Raw genomic sequence first — 15,792 nt, forward strand, 5'->3', positions numbered from 1 at the left:
TCTTCGGTGTTGGCCTTTTCCATCCCGGTGTTAAATCCACCCCAGAAAATAATCCCGCCGACGAACCCGATTAACAGCAGCGTACCCAGCGCCAGGCGACTGGGGCGACGCCACCACTGCCAGAGGAGCTTAATCCGGCCTGGTTTACGGTTAGCATTTTCCATAATGACCTCTTATTTCCCGTAACCTTTCGATGGGGTAAAGGTGTTACCCACAATCGGCGGGGCGTCAGTCTGCGGCACGTGACACTGCAGACAGAAGTAACGACGCGGCGCCACTTCGGCCAGCACTTTGCCGTCGCTGTCCATAAAGTGCGTCGGACTGATACGCGGCGCGCCGGTGGTACGATAACTTTCAACGCCGTGGCATTGCAGGCAGCGGTTGGTGTTAGTGGTCACCTGGTAACCATCGACGCTATGGGGAATCATCGGCGGCTGATTCACGTAATTCAGCGGCATACGCTCTTGTTCTTTGTGCATGCGAATCGCCCCTTCCTGTGTCCCCGACACTTCCGGAGACTGGCTAAGATCCACTCCGTTTGCCGCCCAAACCGCACCGCTCACCACCAGGGCCAGCAGGGCTGTCCATTGACACAGCGCTTTCTTCAGGTCATGGCTTTTCATGATTTCGCTCCCGAACTCCATCGTGTAGTTATTGTAAATACGTCCTCAGAACAGACATCCACGCAGCGACCGCAGGCCATGCAATCGCGGCTGGTGACCTGCACCGGGCTTTGCTCATCCAGCACCGGGGCACGTAATACATGCGGTTCCGGGCAAACATGAAAACAGTCCATACAGCGGTTACATTTCTGTCGGTTTTTCGCCGCAACGGTTAATACGCCCTGGCTACCCAGTACGCCATACAGTGCGCCTAAAGGACAAAGATGCCCGCACCAGCCGTGTTCAACGACCAGCAAATCAAATAAAAACAGAGCGATAATCAGCAGTGCGCCGCTACCGAATCCCATCACCAGGCTACGCCCCAGCAGTGAAACAGGGTTAATCCATTCCCACAGTAGCGTCCCGGTCAGTGCTGAACCCACCAGCACGACAACCAGAAGTACGTACCGTATATGACGTGGAATGGTTGCGGACTGATTCAGGTCAAACCTTCTGCGTAGCCAGGCCGCAAAATCGGTAATCGGGTTCAGCGGGCAAACCCAACCGCAAAACAATCGCTTTCCTGCCAGGGCGTAAAGCACGGTAATAATCGCCGCGCCTGTTAGCGCCACCGCCACAGGCAGATGACCGCTCGCCAGGCTTTGCAGGGTGATGAGCGGATCGGTCAACGGGATCGACTCCAACAGCAGGCTGCTGGAGTAATTCCCATGCAGGATCCACACGCCAAACCACGGGCCGCTCAGAAACATCCCCAGCACCATAAACTGACAGAGCCGGCGGAAAATCAGCCAGCGATGACTCCGCCAGACGCCTTTTTTCGCCTGCGCTTCACGCCCGGCATCACGTTTACGATTTGCCATCGTTCCCCTCCAGCCAGCCGAAGCGGTAATGGTGACCCAACTCCCCTTTCGCCAGCGACAGCGGCAACACTTTTATCGCGGGTTGCTCCAGCACGCAGACTTTTTCACATTTCCCGCACCCCGTGCAGGCGTCGCTGTGAACGGTCGGGATAAATCGCGCATGTTTGCCGGTTCGCATGTTGCGATCCAGTTCCAGCGTGATAGCCTCATCGATTTTTGGGCATTCGCGATAACAGACGTCGCAGCGTAATCCCTGGAAGTTCAGGCAGTTTTCCTGATCCAGCAGCACCGCCAGCCCCATCCGCGAATCGTCAATGGAGGCAATCTCCCGGTCCAGCGCCCCGCTGGGGCAGACTTTGGCACACGGAATGTCTTCACACATCTCGCACGGGATCTCGCGGGCAACAAAATACGGCGTCCCCGCCGACAACCCTGATGCGAGCGTCGCCAGTTTTAAGGTGTCATACGGGCATGCCTGAACGCACTGCCCGCAGCGCACGCAGGCGCTGGCAAAGGCATTCTCGTTCACGGCCCCAGGCGGGCGCAACCGCACGCCTGTAGCCCGTGCGGTTTGCTGCTGTAACCCCAGCGCCACGCCAACGGCAGCCAGTCCGCCCGCTGTGCGAACAACATCGCGCAGAAAGCGGCGGCGGCCATTTTGGGGTTTCGCTGACCTGGACATGGCGTGTTACACCTTCGCCAGTTTCACGGCGCACTTCTTGAAATCCGTCTCTTTAGAGAGCGGATCCGTCGCATCCAGCGTCAGGTTATTCACCAGCTGTGCGGCGTCGAAGAACGCCATGTAGACCAGCCCCTGCGGCGGACGGTTACGTCCACGGGTTTCAACAATGGAAATCACCTCGCCACGACGTGAGATCACTTTGACCTTGTCGCCACGGCGCATATCCCGTTTTTTCGCATCCAGCGGATGGATAAACAGAACCCCTTCCGGGAACGCACGGTGCAGTTCTGGCACGCGGCGCGTCATACTGCCGGTATGCCAGTGCTCCAGTACACGCCCCGTGGAAAGCCACAGGTCGTACTCGGCATCCGGCGCTTCTGCGGCCGGTTCAAACGGCAGCGCGAAGATCACCGCTTTACCGTCTGGCTTACCGTAGAACTTGTAGCCTTCACCTGCTTTGACGTATGGATCGTTGCCTTCGCTGTAGCGCCACTGCGTCTCTTTCCCGTCAACCACCGGCCAGCGAAGGCCGCGCGCCTTGTGATAGTCATCGAACGGGGCGAGATCGTGACCGTGTCCACGACCAAACCAGGCGTACTCTTCAAACAGCCCTTTTTGCAGATAGAAGCCCAGCTCACGAGATTCGTCGTTAAGCTGATCCTCTTTCAACTCCGTCAACGGGAACTTGCTCACCGCAGGGGTGGCAAACAGCACGTCGTACAGGGTTTTGCCGCGCAGTTCCGGTTTCTGTGCCAGCAGCTCTTCCGGCCAGACCTCTTCCGTTTTAAAACGACGCGAGAACTGAACCAGTTGCCACAGGTCGGATTTCGATTCGCCCGGCGCTTTAATCTGTTGACGCCAGAACTGGGTACGACGCTCGGCGTTACCGTAAGCCCCTTCTTTCTCCACCCACATTGCGGTTGGCAGGATCAGGTCCGCGGCCAGCGCGCTGACGGTCGGGTACGGATCGGAGACAATGATAAAGTTGCGTGGATCGCGCCAGCCCGGCAGACGATCTTCGTTGATGTTCGGACCGGCCTGCATATTGTTGGTACACATCGTCCAGTAGACGTTCAGCTTGCCGTCTTTCAATGCCCGGTCCTGGGCAACTGCGTGGAGACCGATTTTCGCCGGAATGGTTCCAGCCGGGATATTCCAGTGCTTTTCACAGATCTCACGGTGTTTTTCGTTAGTGACCACCATGTCCGCCGGCAGACGGTGGGCAAAGGTTCCCACTTCACGCGCGGTACCACAGGCAGAAGGCTGACCGGTCAGTGAGAACGGTCCACAGCCCGGCTGCGCGATTTTGCCAGTCAGCAGGTGAATGTTGTAGATCAGGTTGTTGGCCCACACGCCGCGCGTATGCTGGTTGAAGCCCATCGTCCAGTAAGAGATGACTTTCTTGTTCGGGTCGGCATACAGCTTCGCCAGTTGCTCCAGCTGATCTTTCGGCACGCCGGTCATTTCAGCGGTTTTATCCAGCGTGTATTCAGCCACAAACGCTTTGTAGTCTTCAAAGCTCATCGGCTCAGAAGCATCAGATCCTGGGTTTTTCGCGGCTTTTTCCAGCGGATGCGTCGGACGCAGGCCGTAACCGATATCCGTTGCCCCTTTGCGGACGTTGACGTGTTTGCTGAAGAAGTCCTGGTTAATCGCGTTGTTTTGAATGATGTAGTTAGCGATGTAGTTGAGGATCACCAGGTCAGACTGTGGCGTAAACACCATCCCGTTGTCCGCCAGCTCGAAGCTACGGTGCTGGAAGGTAGACAGCACGGAGACGTTAACATTCGGATCGGAGAGACGACGGTTGGTAATGCGCGACCAGAGGATCGGGTGCATTTCCGCCATGTTCGAGCCCCACAGGACAAACGCATCGGCATGCTCGATATCGTCGTAGCAGCCCATCGGTTCGTCCATGCCAAAGGTACGCATAAAGCCTACCACCGCTGAGGCCATGCAGTGACGCGCGTTGGGATCGAGGTTGTTCGAGCGCAAGCCCGCTTTAAACAGTTTGGAGGCGGCGTAACCTTCCCAGATGGTCCACTGGCCGGAACCAAACATGCCGACAGACTCCGGGCCTTTCTCTTTCAGCGCGGTTTTAAACTTCTCTTCCATCACATCGAAAGCCTGATCCCAGCTGATCGGCGTAAATTCACCGTCTTTGCTGTACTTACCGTCTTTCATACGCAGCAATGGCTGCGTTAAACGGTCCTCTCCGTACATAATTTTGGGCAGGAAATAGCCCTTGATGCAGTTCAGACCACGGTTAACCGGGGCATCCGGATCACCCTGACAGGCGACAATACGCCCCTGCTGAGTGCCGACCAGCACGCCACAGCCTGTACCACAAAAACGGCACGGGGCTTTATCCCACTTAATGGCTTCCTGTTGACCGACAACTGCGCGGGCAACGCCCGGTACGCTTAGCCCGGCAGCCGCCGCAGCGGCCGCAACGGCGTTAGCTTTCATAAAGCTACGACGACTGAGTTTCATGGTGTTTCCTCACCTTGTTCTTCCTGCTGGTGATAAACCAGCGACACCGCCAGCACGCCCGCAACGTTGCGTACCGACTCAATTGTTTGCATCAGCGTTTCGCTGTGTTCTGCTTCAACCACCGCAATCATCTGGCCGCTTTGCTCGTCGCTTACGGCCACTTCGCAGCCCGGCAAAGCATTTAGCTGCGTGCTAATATCCTGTACTTGTTCGCCTTTGGCCTGAACAATCAGGCTGCAGACCTGCCAGTTAATGTGCATGGTTATACTCCGCGGTAATGGCTGACACCGGGCAACTGGCGACACACGCGCCGCATCCGTTACAGTTCTGGTTATCGAGTTGTGGCTGATAAATGCCGGACAACGTTGGGCGAAACAGGATCGCCTGCGGTTCACAGCTATCCTGACAGCGGCGGCACTCTACGGACTGATACGCCAGACACGCTTGCCCAATGGTGAAAATCAGATCCCATGCCCTGGTGTGGCGCGGAGAAAAGAGAGATTCAGGGCAAGCCTGCGCGCAGGCGTAGCAGAAGGTGCATTCGCTTTGTTGGAAATTAACGCTCGGATAGCCACCCGGGCCACGCTGCAAAACATCGTGTTCACAAGCCTGAATACAGGCGTCGCAACGGGTGCACTGGGACAGAAACTGAGATGCTTCCATGATCCACGGCGGACGAATCCCACGATTGGCACTACGCCAACTGCCAGTCAGTATGCCTCGACGGGATAGATCAACCATGGCATCGCCCTTCCATAAACGACGCTCCCCCGGCTGGGTGAACGACAATAAAAACCGCGTTACTACTAAGTCATTATTATGATCGGTAAGATAGTAAAGGATGTGTTCCAGGTGCATACCCCAATCGGGGTAAAACCAGTGGTTGGATCAAAAGAGTGTTAATGAAGCTTGTCAGAATGTGCTTCTCCGCACAGATCAAATGGTTATGTAATATTTTATATATCGCCATGATTGTCGGGATAATTAACCAAAACAAACAGCAAAAACAAGAATAAATAACCAAACAATTTACATAACTACAGTAAATAGACTTTAAAAATACGTAAAGACAGATCAATGATTCTGGTCTATATGTTAATCTGCCGTGAAATCGTTCATAAGATAAAAAAGGAAAACCTGTGAACTCAAAAATAAAGACAATGGTTCCTGCCGTTTTGTTCGCTGCTTTCGCCAGCACCTCTGTGTGGGCGGCCTCCACGGAAGCTAATCCGCAACCGCTGGAAAAAATCGCCCCCTGGCCGCAGGCGGAAAAAGGCATGAAGCGCCAGGTTATTCAGCTACCCCATCAGGAAGATGAATCTACTCTTAAAGTGGAACTGATGATCGGACAGACGCTGGAAGTCGACTGCAATCAGCATCGCCTGGGCGGCGAGCTGGAAAGCAAAACGCTGGAAGGTTGGGGTTATGACTACTACGTCTTTAATAAAGTCACCTCCCCGGTATCGACCATGATGGCCTGTCCGGATGGCAAAAAAGAACAGAAATTTGTGACCGCCTATCTGGGTAATGACGGTATGCTGCGTTACAACAGCAAGTTGCCGATCGTGGTGTATACCCCGGCAAATGTTGATGTGAAATTCCGCATCTGGAAAGCGGAAGATAACGTGCAGAACGCGGTAACGCGTTAAGTCTCTGATGATGCCGGATGGCGGCGCAGCGCCATCCGGCAATGCCGTTACAGTGCGATATCTGCCACTTCTTTACGCGCAGGCTGAGCCTGTGGTTTGAGCTGCGCTTTTGGTGCCGCGTCCGTCGTCTGCGGCTGGACATATTGCAGCCCCAGCACTTCACTGGTGTATTGCAGTTCCTGCTGCGTCGCCTCAACGTTGCCGTTCAGTTTTGTACCGTAAGACGGAATAATCGTTTTCAGCTTCGCCTGCCATTGCGGCGTACTCACCTTCTCTTTAAAGACGGTTTCCATCAGATGGAGCATGATCGGTGCCGCAGTGGATGCGCCCGGTGACGCGCCCAGCAGTGCGGCAACGGTCCCCTCTTTGTCGCTCACCACTTCCGTCCCCAGACGCAGCACGCCCCCTTTGTCTTCATCACGTTTGATGATCTGGACACGCTGACCCGCCTGCCATAAACGCCAGTCCGCTTTCTTCGCCTGCGGATAGTACTCTTTCAGCGCGTCGAAGCGGTCATCATCGCTCAGCATCACCTGACTAATCAGGTATTTCACCAGATCGAAGTTATCCATCCCGACGTTGACCATCGGCATGAAGTTGGAAGGCGTGGTTGAACTCAGCAGATCCCACAACGAACCGTTTTTCAGGAATTTAGTGGAGAAGGTGGCGAACGGCCCGAACAGCACGACACGTTTACCATCCAGAATACGGGTATCGATATGCGGGACCGACATCGGCGGCGCGCCGACGGAAGCCTGACCGTACACTTTCGCCAGATGCCGGTTCACCACGTCCGGGTTTTCTGCGACCAGGAATTGCCCACCAACCGGGAAGCCTGCGTACTCTTTGGCTTCCGGAATACCGGTTTCCTGCAACAGTTTCAGCGCTGCGCCGCCCGCACCGATAAAGACGAATTTGGCTTTGATGTTATGTTCCGCTTCGCCGTTTTTCAGATCGGCGACGGTCACCGTCCAGGTATTATCGTCGTTACGTTTAAATCCACGGACTTCGGTGCTCAACTCCAGTGCAAAGTTAGGCTTTTTCTGCAACGAAGCAATCAATTGGCGCGTAATTTCGCCGTAGTTCACGTCCGTTCCCATTTCGGTACGCGTAGCGGCGACTTTCTGTTTCGGATCGCGCCCTTCCATCACCAGCGGTGCCCACTCTTTGATTTGCGCGTGGTCTTCGGAGTAGCGCATACCACGGAACAGCGTGCTTTGTTGCAGGGCCGCATAGCGGGCGCGCAGGAAGTTGACGTTCTCTTCACCCCAGACGAAGCTCATGTGCGGAACGGTGGTGATGAAGGTGCGCGGGTCGTGCATCACGCCACTCTTGACCTGATGCGCCCAGAACTGGCGGGAAATCTGGAAAGCTTCGTTAATTTCGACTGCCTTTTCGGTACTGATACTCCCGTCGGCTTTCTTTGGTGTGTAGTTCAACTCCATCAGCGCAGAGTGCCCGGTACCGGCATTGTTCCAGCCGTTTGAACTCTCTTGCGCGACACCGTCCAGGCGCTCCACCATGGTCATCGACCAGTCGGGTTCCAGTTCCTGTAGATAAGTTCCCAGTGTGGCGCTCATGATGCCGCCGCCGATCAACAGTACGTCCGTCTCCTGCTCTTCCGTCGCTTTCGCTTTTGCCGCCATCGAGACAGCATTCAGCCCTACGGCCATCGAGAAGAGCATGGCAGTCACTTTTTTCATATGGTTAATGCCTTACTTTTAGTATCGTTTTTTTGCTTTTTTGCAGGTGAAAATCGAGCGGCACCAACGTTAACACTTCAGTAATAATATTTAAATATTGTTTATAAATTATATTAAGATTTTAAAAACGTTAAAAATACGTTGAATCTTTATAGGGTTATTCACAATATTTTCTGGAAACAGACGCTCCAGAAAGGTACTATGCGGCGCGTTGTTATTCACCGCACGGACGCCTGTCGGTCTGCTGTTATCAGGCCCTTTCCGACCTGAGAGTAAATATGTCTGTAACCCCTTCGTCTTCTGCTCTGGCAGCGGAACACACGGTCAGTGGCGTTCTTCGCGCCCCACGTCTGCTGGTACGCGAAACGCTGGCTGGGGTGATCACCGCGCTGGCGCTGATCCCGGAAGTGATCTCCTTTTCGGTGATTTCCGGCGTTGACCCGAAAGTCAGCCTGATTACCTCAGTGGTGCTTTGTCTGGCAATGTCTTTCATGGGCGGTCGCCCGGCGATGGTCACGGCAGCAGCCGGTTCCGTTGCGCTGGTGATAGGCCCGATGGTGCACCAGCATGGCGTACAGTACATTCTGCCAGCGGTCGTATTAGCCGGGTTTATCCAGATTCTGTTTGGCGTTACCGGGATGGCGCGCCTGATGCGTTTTATTCCCGCCGCCGTCATGACCGGGTTTGTGAACGCCCTCGGTATTCTGATTTTTTTCGCCCAGGTCCCCCATTTCTGGAGCAAAAGCCCACTCATCTGGGGGCTGTTTGCCTTAACGCTACTCATTGTGTTGTGGGTGCCGCGCGTTATTAAAAGCATTCCTGCGCCGCTGATTGCCATTGTTTTATTGACGCTGTTTACCTCAACCACCGGACAATTGCTGCCGACCGTTGGTGATGAAGGCGCAATGAGCGGCGGGCTACCGGGACTGACGCAGTTGTTAGTGCCGCTGAATCTGCAAACGCTGACAATTATCTGGCCCTGCGCGCTGAGTATCGCCTTTGTGGGCCTGATGGAGTCGCTGCTGACGGCGAAACTGGTTGATGACCTGACGGTCACGCCGTCGAACAAAAATCGTGAAAGCGCGGGTCTGGGGTTCGCCAACATTCTGGCGGGCTTTTACGGCGGCATTGCTGGCTGCGCGATGATCGGACAGACCATCGTGAATGTGGAGATGGGGAAAGGCCGTAGCCGCGTGTCGACGATCGCCGCCGGGTTGGTTTTACTGCTGCTGGTCACTGCGCTGAGCGACGTGATGGCGAAAATCCCGATGTCGGTTCTGGCCGGGATCATGGTGATTGTGGCGGTGAAAACGTTCAGTTGGCACAGTATCCAGCCCGCCACCCTGACGACACTGCCCGTGGTGGAAACGCTGGTAATGGTCATTACCGTTGGCGCAACGGTCTCCACCGGCAACCTGGCGATTGGCGTGGTTGCCGGGGTGGTGGCGATGGGATTACTGCCTCGCGTCGTGAAGCGTAAACGACGCACTACATCAGAAACAGCGTCGCCAGCCCAAGAAAAATAAAGAATCCGCCGGTATCGGTAATCGCGGTGATCATCACGCTCGAGCCGACCGCCGGGTCGCGCCCGAGCTTCACCATCGTCATCGGGATAATCACCCCCATCAGCGCCGCCATTAACAGGTTCAGCATCATTGCCAGTGTCATCACCCCGCCGAGCGCCATGTCGTCGTACAGCCACCAGGTGATCCCGCCCATAATCCCCCCCCAGACGAGGCCATTGACCAGTGCCACCCCCATCTCGCGCAGAATAAGAAACGTCAGGTTGCCCGGCTGTATGTTTTGTAACGCCAGCGCCCGAACAATCATGGTGATGGTCTGATTACCGGTATTCCCGCCGATCCCGGCGACAATGGGCATCAGCGACGCTAACGCCACCAGTTGTGAAATGGTGTGTTCAAAGCCATCAATCACGCGCGAGGCAATGAACGCAGTACACAGGTTGATAGCCAGCCACGCCCAGCGCGTTTTCACCGCTTTGGGAACGGGCGCAAAAACATCCTCTTCGGCGCTCAACCCGCCCATTCGACGCAGATCGGTGTCCGTCTCTTCGTAGACCACGTCGACGATCTCGTCGATCGTCAAGCGTCCCATCAGTTTACCGGCAGAATCGACTACCGCCGCACTGACCAGGTTGTCACGCTCGAAGGTACGCGCCGCATTTTCCGTTTTATCTTCCGGGGCGAAGGTCAGCGGATCGTCATCCATCACCTCGCGGTCTTTACACTGCACGTCATTGTGCATAATACAGGGCAGGGTTAGCTCACCAACCAGCGGTTTGTCGCGACGGGTGACAAACAGTTTGTCAGTGTTTTCCGGCATCTTGCCCAGACGACGCAGATAACGCTGCACTACTTGCAGCGTCACATCCGGGCGCACGGTGATGACCTCGAATTCCATGATCGCGCCGACGCGATTCTTTTCGTAATGCATAACCTGGCGCACGCGGGCCCGCTCTTCGGGCGGCAGCGTCGCCAGCAACCGGCCTGTGAGGTTACGCGGCAGGTGCTGAACCAGGTAAATCTGTTCGTCGATGTCGAGATATTGCAGCGCCTCAAGCAGTTCCCGGTCGGTCATTTCATCGATCAGGTCATCCCAGACGTTTTCGGACGCCTCAAGCAGGACGTATCCACGCTTATCACTCTGAATCAGCCGCCAGAGGGCGTGACGTTCTTCCGACGGGAGCGCTTCAAGGGTATCCGCCAGGTCAGGTGGTGGAAGATGGTCGACCAGCGCGCCTACCTCAGCAATATCGTCGGCTAACGTTCCGACATCATATTGCTCAGCCAGGGTGAGCTTGCCTAACAGGGTGGAAACAATGGCTTTATCGGTGGTAAGCAGCCAGATCAGCCGCGCACGCTCTTCATCGCGCAGCCTTGCGCTGTTTTGGTGTTTTGCGAACATTAATCATAAATCCATGATACGAGATGCCATTAAGCATGGCGCGAGGTTATGTAAATAACAATAAACGGGGGCGTCAGATGAATAAAAAAACTACCGTTGTCCCGAAACGCCTTGCGCCATCGGGACCACGGTCAGATGAATCAGGCCGTGCGCGCGACGGCATCGCGTGACGCAGCATCACGCTCATCGCCCACCAACTCAATCAGTTGTCCGTTACGCATTTCCAGCAAACGATCGGCGTGAATAAAATAGTGATCGTCGTGACTAATGGCGAAAATGGTTTTCCCCATCTCCTGCATCAGCGGCAACAACACCTGGTAAAACTCGCGGCGGAAGTGCGGATCCTGATCGGCCGCCCACTCATCGAGCAGGATAATGTCGCGATCTTCCGCCAGTGCCAGCAGCAGCGCCACGCGCTTTTTCTGCCCCTTCGACAGTTTCAGATTCAGGATCCGGCCATCGCTCAGTTCCAGTTTGTGCGCCATTTTCAGGTGCCCCAGCCACTTCTCAACCAGAGCAAGATCGGCCGGTTTGCCTTCTGGTCCCAGTAGCTGGTCAAACAGCCAGACGTCGGTAAACACCGCAGAAAAGAGCTTGCGATAATCTTCCGGCTTTTCGGCGCTGACAGGCTTACCGTCCAGCAGGATCTCCCCTGATTGCGGCTGGTACAGCCCCGTCAGCAGCATCGCCAGCGTCGATTTGCCGCTGCCGTTACCGCCGATTAAGAACAGCAACTCACCGCGATTGATCGTCAGATTCACCGGCCCCACGGAGAACGAATTGTCCTGATAGTGGAACATGACGTTACGCAGTTCGAGGGTTTTCCATCCCGGGAACGCCTGCGGGCGCGGAAATTCTGCTTTAAACGGTGCCAGCGCGAATGTGTTCAGCTTGTTGAAGGCAACCTGCGCCGTAAGCAGCGTAGGGAGTGCTCCCACCGCCGACAGCAGCGGCGTGCGCAGGAATAAAAGCGTTAATGAGTAGGTCGCCGCAACGTTGGTATCCGCCCAGCCGAGACTGTTTGCCATCCAGAACACCAGGCCAATCGCGCCGAGCATCATAATGTTCGACCAGTTCACGGCGCTGAGGTGGAAGGTATCGGCGCGAATAATGTGGTGGCGATACGCTTTGGCATCCGGAATATAGAGGTTGTTGAAGATATGTTCCGCCCGCTCGCGGTTGAGCGTCAGCTCTTTGCGCCCTTCCAGCACCGTTTGATAATCGTTATACAACTTATCTTCGGTTTCGCGCAGCGTCGCCATGTGCCGGTAAACCCGCGATACCAGCATAAACCCGCCCCAGATGGTAATGACCATCCAGATAGCGGTCACCAACAGCATTTTGGTCGACAGCATCGCCAGATACGCCGCCGAACCGACGGTCAGAATAATCCCCTGCACCAGTTCAGGCAGACGAACAAAAGCGATGGTGATATTGCGCACGTCGCTGGTCAACCCGGCCAGCAGAGAGGCACTGCCCAGTTGTTCAATACGTTCCACGTGCGTATCAAGAATACGCTTGATGAATTCACTGCGCAGACGGAAGACAAAGTGGTGTCCCAGCGTGGTGAGCGCCAGTTGTGAACCCAGCGTCACCGCCATCAGCAGTAACAGTAGTCCGAGAAATTCCGGTAAAACCAGCAGAGAGGGATCCGCAGTCTCAATAAGACGCTGATTGATAAAAGCGATAAGGCCAATCCCCAGCGCCGCGCTGACGAGGCTGAGCGCCATCACGCAAATAAATGGCCAGCGATACTGCCGCCAGACAAGAAGAAGTAGTTCCATTCATACAACCCGGACAAGGAATAACAGCCCGCAGTTTAAACATCTCAACGCGTTCAGCAATAATAATTCTTATTTTTATTCTTTTTTACCCGCCTGGCGAAAAGTCAGATTGTAACGACAGTCGGCGGTCGCCGGATGGAACCCAGCCTTCAGCGGCTGAATTCCGTGGTAAAACAAGCGCGATTCGCCGCCCCAGACCACTACATCGCCATGTTCCAGTAGAACGCGCGTCAGCGGATCGCTACGTTTCAGGCCGCCAAACTGAAAGACAGCCGGTAATCCCAGCGAGACAGAAACAATGGGCGCCCGCAGATCCGGCTCGTCTTTATCCTGGTGCAGCGAAAGCTTTGCGCCAGGCGCATAGCGGTTGATCAGGCAGGCGTCCGGCTGATAATCCGCATAGCCTGCCGCCGTTGCCGCCTGCTGACACAACCGCAGGAAGGACGGCGGAAAATCCGGCCAGGCGTGCCCCGTCAGCGGATCGATTGGCGAATAGAGGTAGCCGTGACGGTCGGTCGTCCAGCCCAGCCGTCCACAGTTAGTCATCGCCACCGACATGGTGTAACCGCCGGGGGTGATCATCTGGCGAAACGGCGACCGACGGGCGACCGCCTCAATCTCCTGCACCAGTTGCAACGCTGTGTTGAAGGCAAAGCGGCGCAAAATGACGGCACCAGGTGCCAGCGGTTCCTGCCAGGGCTGCGAATCGGCAAACAAATCAAGCATTATGCCCCCTCATCAGGAGACTCACGTCGCAGGATTTGTGCCTTACGCGACACGCCCCAGCGATAGCCGGAAAGCGATCCGTCGCCTCGCACAACGCGATGACAGGGGATCACGATCGCCAGTTTATTCGCGCCACAGGCGCTGGCGACGGCACGAACCGCGTTCGGCTTACCGATAGCTTTTGCCAGTTGCTGGTAGCTGACGGTCTCACCGTAAGGGATCGCCCGCAGCGCCTGCCAGACCTGTTGTTGAAACGCGGTACCCTGAATATCCAGCGGCAACGACAGCGCGGCATCACGCCCGTCAATACTGGCGATAACGTGGCGAATACGCTGCAGGAAAGCGGGATCGGCGGGTTGAGCCTGAGCGGCCGGGAACAATGTCTGCAGTTCAGCCATCAGCGCCGCATCGTCATCCCCTAACAAAATGGCGCAAATCCCCCGCTCGCTTTCAGCCACCAGACAGCGTCCGAGTGAGCAATCCGCCAGCGCATAGCGCACCGCCAGCTTGTCACCGCCGCGACGGAACTGCTTCGCCGTCATCCCAAGCGTTGCATCAGCATTACGATAGTAGCTGCTGCTGTCCGGGAATCCGGCATTCAGAATCGCCTGCGTCACGCTTTCGCCGTGGCTCAGGGCGTCGCGCAGTCGGCGGGCGCGATACGCCTGCTGCCACGCTTTTGGCGTCATCCCGGTCGTGGCTTTGAACACGCGATGCAGATGGTACGGACTCATCGCCACCTGTTCAGCCAACGCATCGAGCGTGATGGGGCTCTCCTGCTCCAGAAGCTGACAGGCAAGCGTAATTTTATCCAGTCGATGCTGCCGGGCGTTGGCTTTATCCGGCTGACAGCGTTTACACGGGCGAAACCCGGCCAGCAACGCGGCCTGCGCGTCAGGAAAGAAGCGGACATTTTTACGCAGCGCATGTTTTGCCGTGCAGGAAGGTCGGCAAAAGATGCCGGTCGTCTGCACCGCAAAGACAAACTGTCCGTCAGCCTCAGAATCACGTTCCAGCACCGATTGCCAGCGCTGGTCGTCATTTACGCATAGAGAATTTTTCATACTGGACTCCTTCGTTAAGCATAGTGCCTGCTTAGCGGCAGTGTGTCCGAAACCCATCACACGAAAACCCGCAATCTTGCTTTTTAATTTTGTTCACGAATGAGAAAACTTTCAAACTGCGGAGACATCCAGGTTTTGAATCCCTCCCCCTCTTTGATAATCATGTACACCGCCAGCCCTTCCCGGCGTACGACCTCTTTGGCTTTCTCCGTGCCGAGCACCATCAGTCCGGTATCCCAGCCATCCGCTTCCAGCGCCGTTGGCGCTATCACCGTCACTGACACCAGATTATGCTCAATGGGGCGTCCCGTCTGCGGATCGATAACATGAGTGAGGCGTTTTCCGTTCAGCTCATAATAGTTGCGATAGCTGCCGGAGGTACTAATACCGTGCCCGTTAATATCCACCACCGCCTGAACCGCGTTTTCACGGTCGGTAGGCTTCTGGATCGCCACCCGCCACGGATGCCCTTCAGCGTTCATCCCGCGACTGTTCAGCGCCCCCCCGACAGAGACCAGATAGCGTGCGATACCTTCGCGCTCCATCAACTGTGCCAGGTGATCGGCGGCATAGCCTTCACCGACAGTGGAGAGATCGACAAACAAATCTGGCAGATCTTTTTGCAGGTACTGCTGTTTCGCCTGGTTGATCACCGACAGGTGCTGCAACCCGCTGTTGGCTTTTGCCGCATCAATTTGCGCCTGCGTCGGGATCTGGACCGGTTGCTTGTCGGGACCAAACCCCCACAAGTTCACCAACGGCCCAACGGTGATGTCCATGGCCCCCTGGGTTTTTTGCCCAATACGTAGCGCAGAGGTAACAATGTCCGCCATTGCCTCGTTGACGGGCCAGGGAGAAAGACTTTTCGACTGGTTGAAGCGCATCAGCGCCGAATCATTTTTATAAGTGGAGAGCAGTTGGTCGTCGGCATCCAGTTGCGTCTGAATTTTCGTTTGTAGCGCCGCTGCTGATTTGGCATCGACTCCGACCACGCTCACACGCCAGAAGGTGCCCATTGTTTTCCCTTCCAGCACGACCGGAGCCGCGGCAGGCGTTTGCGCCGCGTCCGGTGCGTTATCGCACCCGGTAAAAAAGAGAGTCACAGCCAGTAAGGCCGCACGAGCAACGTTCATTTCCATACGTGATTGTCCTCCTGCAAAAGAGGCGCAAGAGTACACCAAAAATCGGCGGTTGTACGCCGAAAAACCGCACAAAAAAAGGCCCCGCAGGGCCTTTTATCGACATTAAGCAAACTTAGAACTGGTAAACCAGGCCCAGTGCAA

The 15,792-nt window shown here is 55.7% G+C and carries 14 protein-coding genes and 1 pseudogene; 2 read left to right on the forward strand and 13 right to left on the reverse strand.

All coding sequences use genetic code 11. The features are described from left to right. The 7 genes and pseudogenes from AB7E14_RS08945 to napF all read right to left on the reverse strand — a co-directional run. Window positions 1–164: pseudogene (locus tag AB7E14_RS08945) on the reverse strand (cytochrome c-type protein NapC); the annotation flags it as partial. Between the two features lie 9 nt (window positions 165–173). Beyond that, window positions 174–623, reverse strand: coding sequence for a nitrate reductase cytochrome c-type subunit (gene napB, locus AB7E14_RS08950; protein ID WP_042317908.1), 450 nt, complete (start codon window positions 621–623; stop codon window positions 174–176). Further along, window positions 620–1,483 (reverse strand): quinol dehydrogenase ferredoxin subunit NapH, encoded by an 864-nt coding sequence (gene napH, locus AB7E14_RS08955; RefSeq protein ID WP_316962493.1) that lies wholly within the window; start codon window positions 1,481–1,483, stop codon window positions 620–622. The genes napB and napH overlap by 4 nt, the downstream gene beginning before the upstream one ends. After that, on the reverse strand, window positions 1,470–2,165 hold the full coding sequence (gene napG, locus AB7E14_RS08960; protein ID WP_043000080.1) for a ferredoxin-type protein NapG: 696 nt from the start codon (window positions 2,163–2,165) through the stop codon (window positions 1,470–1,472). The genes napH and napG overlap by 14 nt, the downstream gene beginning before the upstream one ends. Window positions 2,166–2,171: 6 nt before the next feature. Then, window positions 2,172–4,658, reverse strand: coding sequence for a nitrate reductase catalytic subunit NapA (gene napA / locus AB7E14_RS08965; protein ID WP_200015746.1), 2,487 nt, complete (start codon window positions 4,656–4,658; stop codon window positions 2,172–2,174). After that, window positions 4,655–4,918: a chaperone NapD gene (gene napD / locus AB7E14_RS08970; RefSeq protein WP_043000078.1), complete on the reverse strand. Its 264-nt coding sequence runs from the start codon at window positions 4,916–4,918 to the stop codon at window positions 4,655–4,657. The genes napA and napD overlap by 4 nt, the downstream gene beginning before the upstream one ends. Further along, window positions 4,908–5,399, reverse strand: a complete 492-nt coding sequence (gene napF, locus AB7E14_RS08975; protein WP_043000077.1) for a ferredoxin-type protein NapF — start codon at window positions 5,397–5,399, stop codon at window positions 4,908–4,910. The genes napD and napF overlap by 11 nt, the downstream gene beginning before the upstream one ends. 410 nt (window positions 5,400–5,809) lie before the next feature. Between napF and eco the strand changes: the two genes are divergently transcribed. Continuing rightward, window positions 5,810–6,307, forward strand: a complete 498-nt coding sequence (gene eco, locus AB7E14_RS08980; RefSeq protein WP_043001880.1) for a serine protease inhibitor ecotin — start codon at window positions 5,810–5,812, stop codon at window positions 6,305–6,307. A gap of 47 nt (window positions 6,308–6,354) precedes the next feature. On the opposite strand, the gene mqo is transcribed toward eco, so the two are convergent. Continuing rightward, on the reverse strand, window positions 6,355–8,010 hold the full coding sequence (mqo, locus tag AB7E14_RS08985; protein WP_043000076.1) for a malate dehydrogenase (quinone): 1,656 nt from the start codon (window positions 8,008–8,010) through the stop codon (window positions 6,355–6,357). 278 nt (window positions 8,011–8,288) lie between these two features. On the opposite strand from mqo, the gene AB7E14_RS08990 reads away from it, so the two are divergent. Continuing rightward, window positions 8,289–9,536, forward strand: a complete 1,248-nt coding sequence (locus AB7E14_RS08990; RefSeq protein WP_316962492.1) for a SulP family inorganic anion transporter — start codon at window positions 8,289–8,291, stop codon at window positions 9,534–9,536. On the opposite strand, the gene mgtE is transcribed toward AB7E14_RS08990, so the two are convergent. The 5 genes from mgtE to apbE form a co-directional block, all read right to left on the reverse strand. Further along, on the reverse strand, window positions 9,499–10,935 hold the full coding sequence (gene mgtE, locus AB7E14_RS08995; RefSeq protein ID WP_428169477.1) for a magnesium transporter: 1,437 nt from the start codon (window positions 10,933–10,935) through the stop codon (window positions 9,499–9,501). The genes AB7E14_RS08990 and mgtE overlap by 38 nt on opposite strands. Before the next feature lie 140 nt (window positions 10,936–11,075). Further along, window positions 11,076–12,719 carry a multidrug ABC transporter permease/ATP-binding protein gene (locus tag AB7E14_RS09000; protein WP_316962491.1) on the reverse strand — a complete coding sequence of 548 codons (1,644 nt, stop codon included), beginning with the start codon at window positions 12,717–12,719 and terminating at the stop codon, window positions 11,076–11,078. Between the two features lie 75 nt (window positions 12,720–12,794). Then, window positions 12,795–13,445, reverse strand: coding sequence for a DNA oxidative demethylase AlkB (alkB, locus tag AB7E14_RS09005; protein WP_044328458.1), 651 nt, complete (start codon window positions 13,443–13,445; stop codon window positions 12,795–12,797). Beyond that, a complete protein-coding gene (gene ada, locus AB7E14_RS09010) occupies window positions 13,445–14,509 on the reverse strand; it encodes a bifunctional DNA-binding transcriptional regulator/O6-methylguanine-DNA methyltransferase Ada (protein WP_316962490.1) in 1,065 nt (354 codons plus the stop codon). Before ada ends, alkB begins: the two co-directional genes overlap by 1 nt. Before the next feature lie 83 nt (window positions 14,510–14,592). Continuing rightward, window positions 14,593–15,648, reverse strand: a complete 1,056-nt coding sequence (gene apbE, locus AB7E14_RS09015) for an FAD:protein FMN transferase ApbE (RefSeq protein ID WP_043000070.1) — start codon at window positions 15,646–15,648, stop codon at window positions 14,593–14,595. Window positions 15,649–15,792: the final 144 nt, after the last annotated feature.

This window comes from Citrobacter sp., assembly GCF_050252275.1.
Classification (GTDB): domain Bacteria; phylum Pseudomonadota; class Gammaproteobacteria; order Enterobacterales; family Enterobacteriaceae; genus Citrobacter_A; species Citrobacter_A amalonaticus.

Coding starts and splice junctions, on each gene's coding strand:
- napB (WP_042317908.1), bottom strand. CDS start 623: ATGAAAAGCCATGACCTGAAGAAAGCGCTGTGTCAATGGACAGCCCTG.
- napH (WP_316962493.1), bottom strand. CDS start 1,483: ATGGCAAATCGTAAACGTGATGCCGGGCGTGAAGCGCAGGCGAAAAAA.
- napG (WP_043000080.1), bottom strand. CDS start 2,165: ATGTCCAGGTCAGCGAAACCCCAAAATGGCCGCCGCCGCTTTCTGCGC.
- napA (WP_200015746.1), bottom strand. CDS start 4,658: ATGAAACTCAGTCGTCGTAGCTTTATGAAAGCTAACGCCGTTGCGGCC.
- napD (WP_043000078.1), bottom strand. CDS start 4,918: ATGCACATTAACTGGCAGGTCTGCAGCCTGATTGTTCAGGCCAAAGGC.
- napF (WP_043000077.1), bottom strand. CDS start 5,399: ATGGTTGATCTATCCCGTCGAGGCATACTGACTGGCAGTTGGCGTAGT.
- mqo (WP_043000076.1), bottom strand. CDS start 8,010: ATGAAAAAAGTGACTGCCATGCTCTTCTCGATGGCCGTAGGGCTGAAT.
- AB7E14_RS08990 (WP_316962492.1), top strand. CDS start 8,289: ATGTCTGTAACCCCTTCGTCTTCTGCTCTGGCAGCGGAACACACGGTC.
- mgtE (WP_428169477.1), bottom strand. CDS start 10,935: ATGTTCGCAAAACACCAAAACAGCGCAAGGCTGCGCGATGAAGAGCGT.
- AB7E14_RS09000 (WP_316962491.1), bottom strand. CDS start 12,719: ATGGAACTACTTCTTCTTGTCTGGCGGCAGTATCGCTGGCCATTTATT.
- alkB (WP_044328458.1), bottom strand. CDS start 13,445: ATGCTTGATTTGTTTGCCGATTCGCAGCCCTGGCAGGAACCGCTGGCA.
- ada (WP_316962490.1), bottom strand. CDS start 14,509: ATGAAAAATTCTCTATGCGTAAATGACGACCAGCGCTGGCAATCGGTG.
- apbE (WP_043000070.1), bottom strand. CDS start 15,648: ATGGAAATGAACGTTGCTCGTGCGGCCTTACTGGCTGTGACTCTCTTT.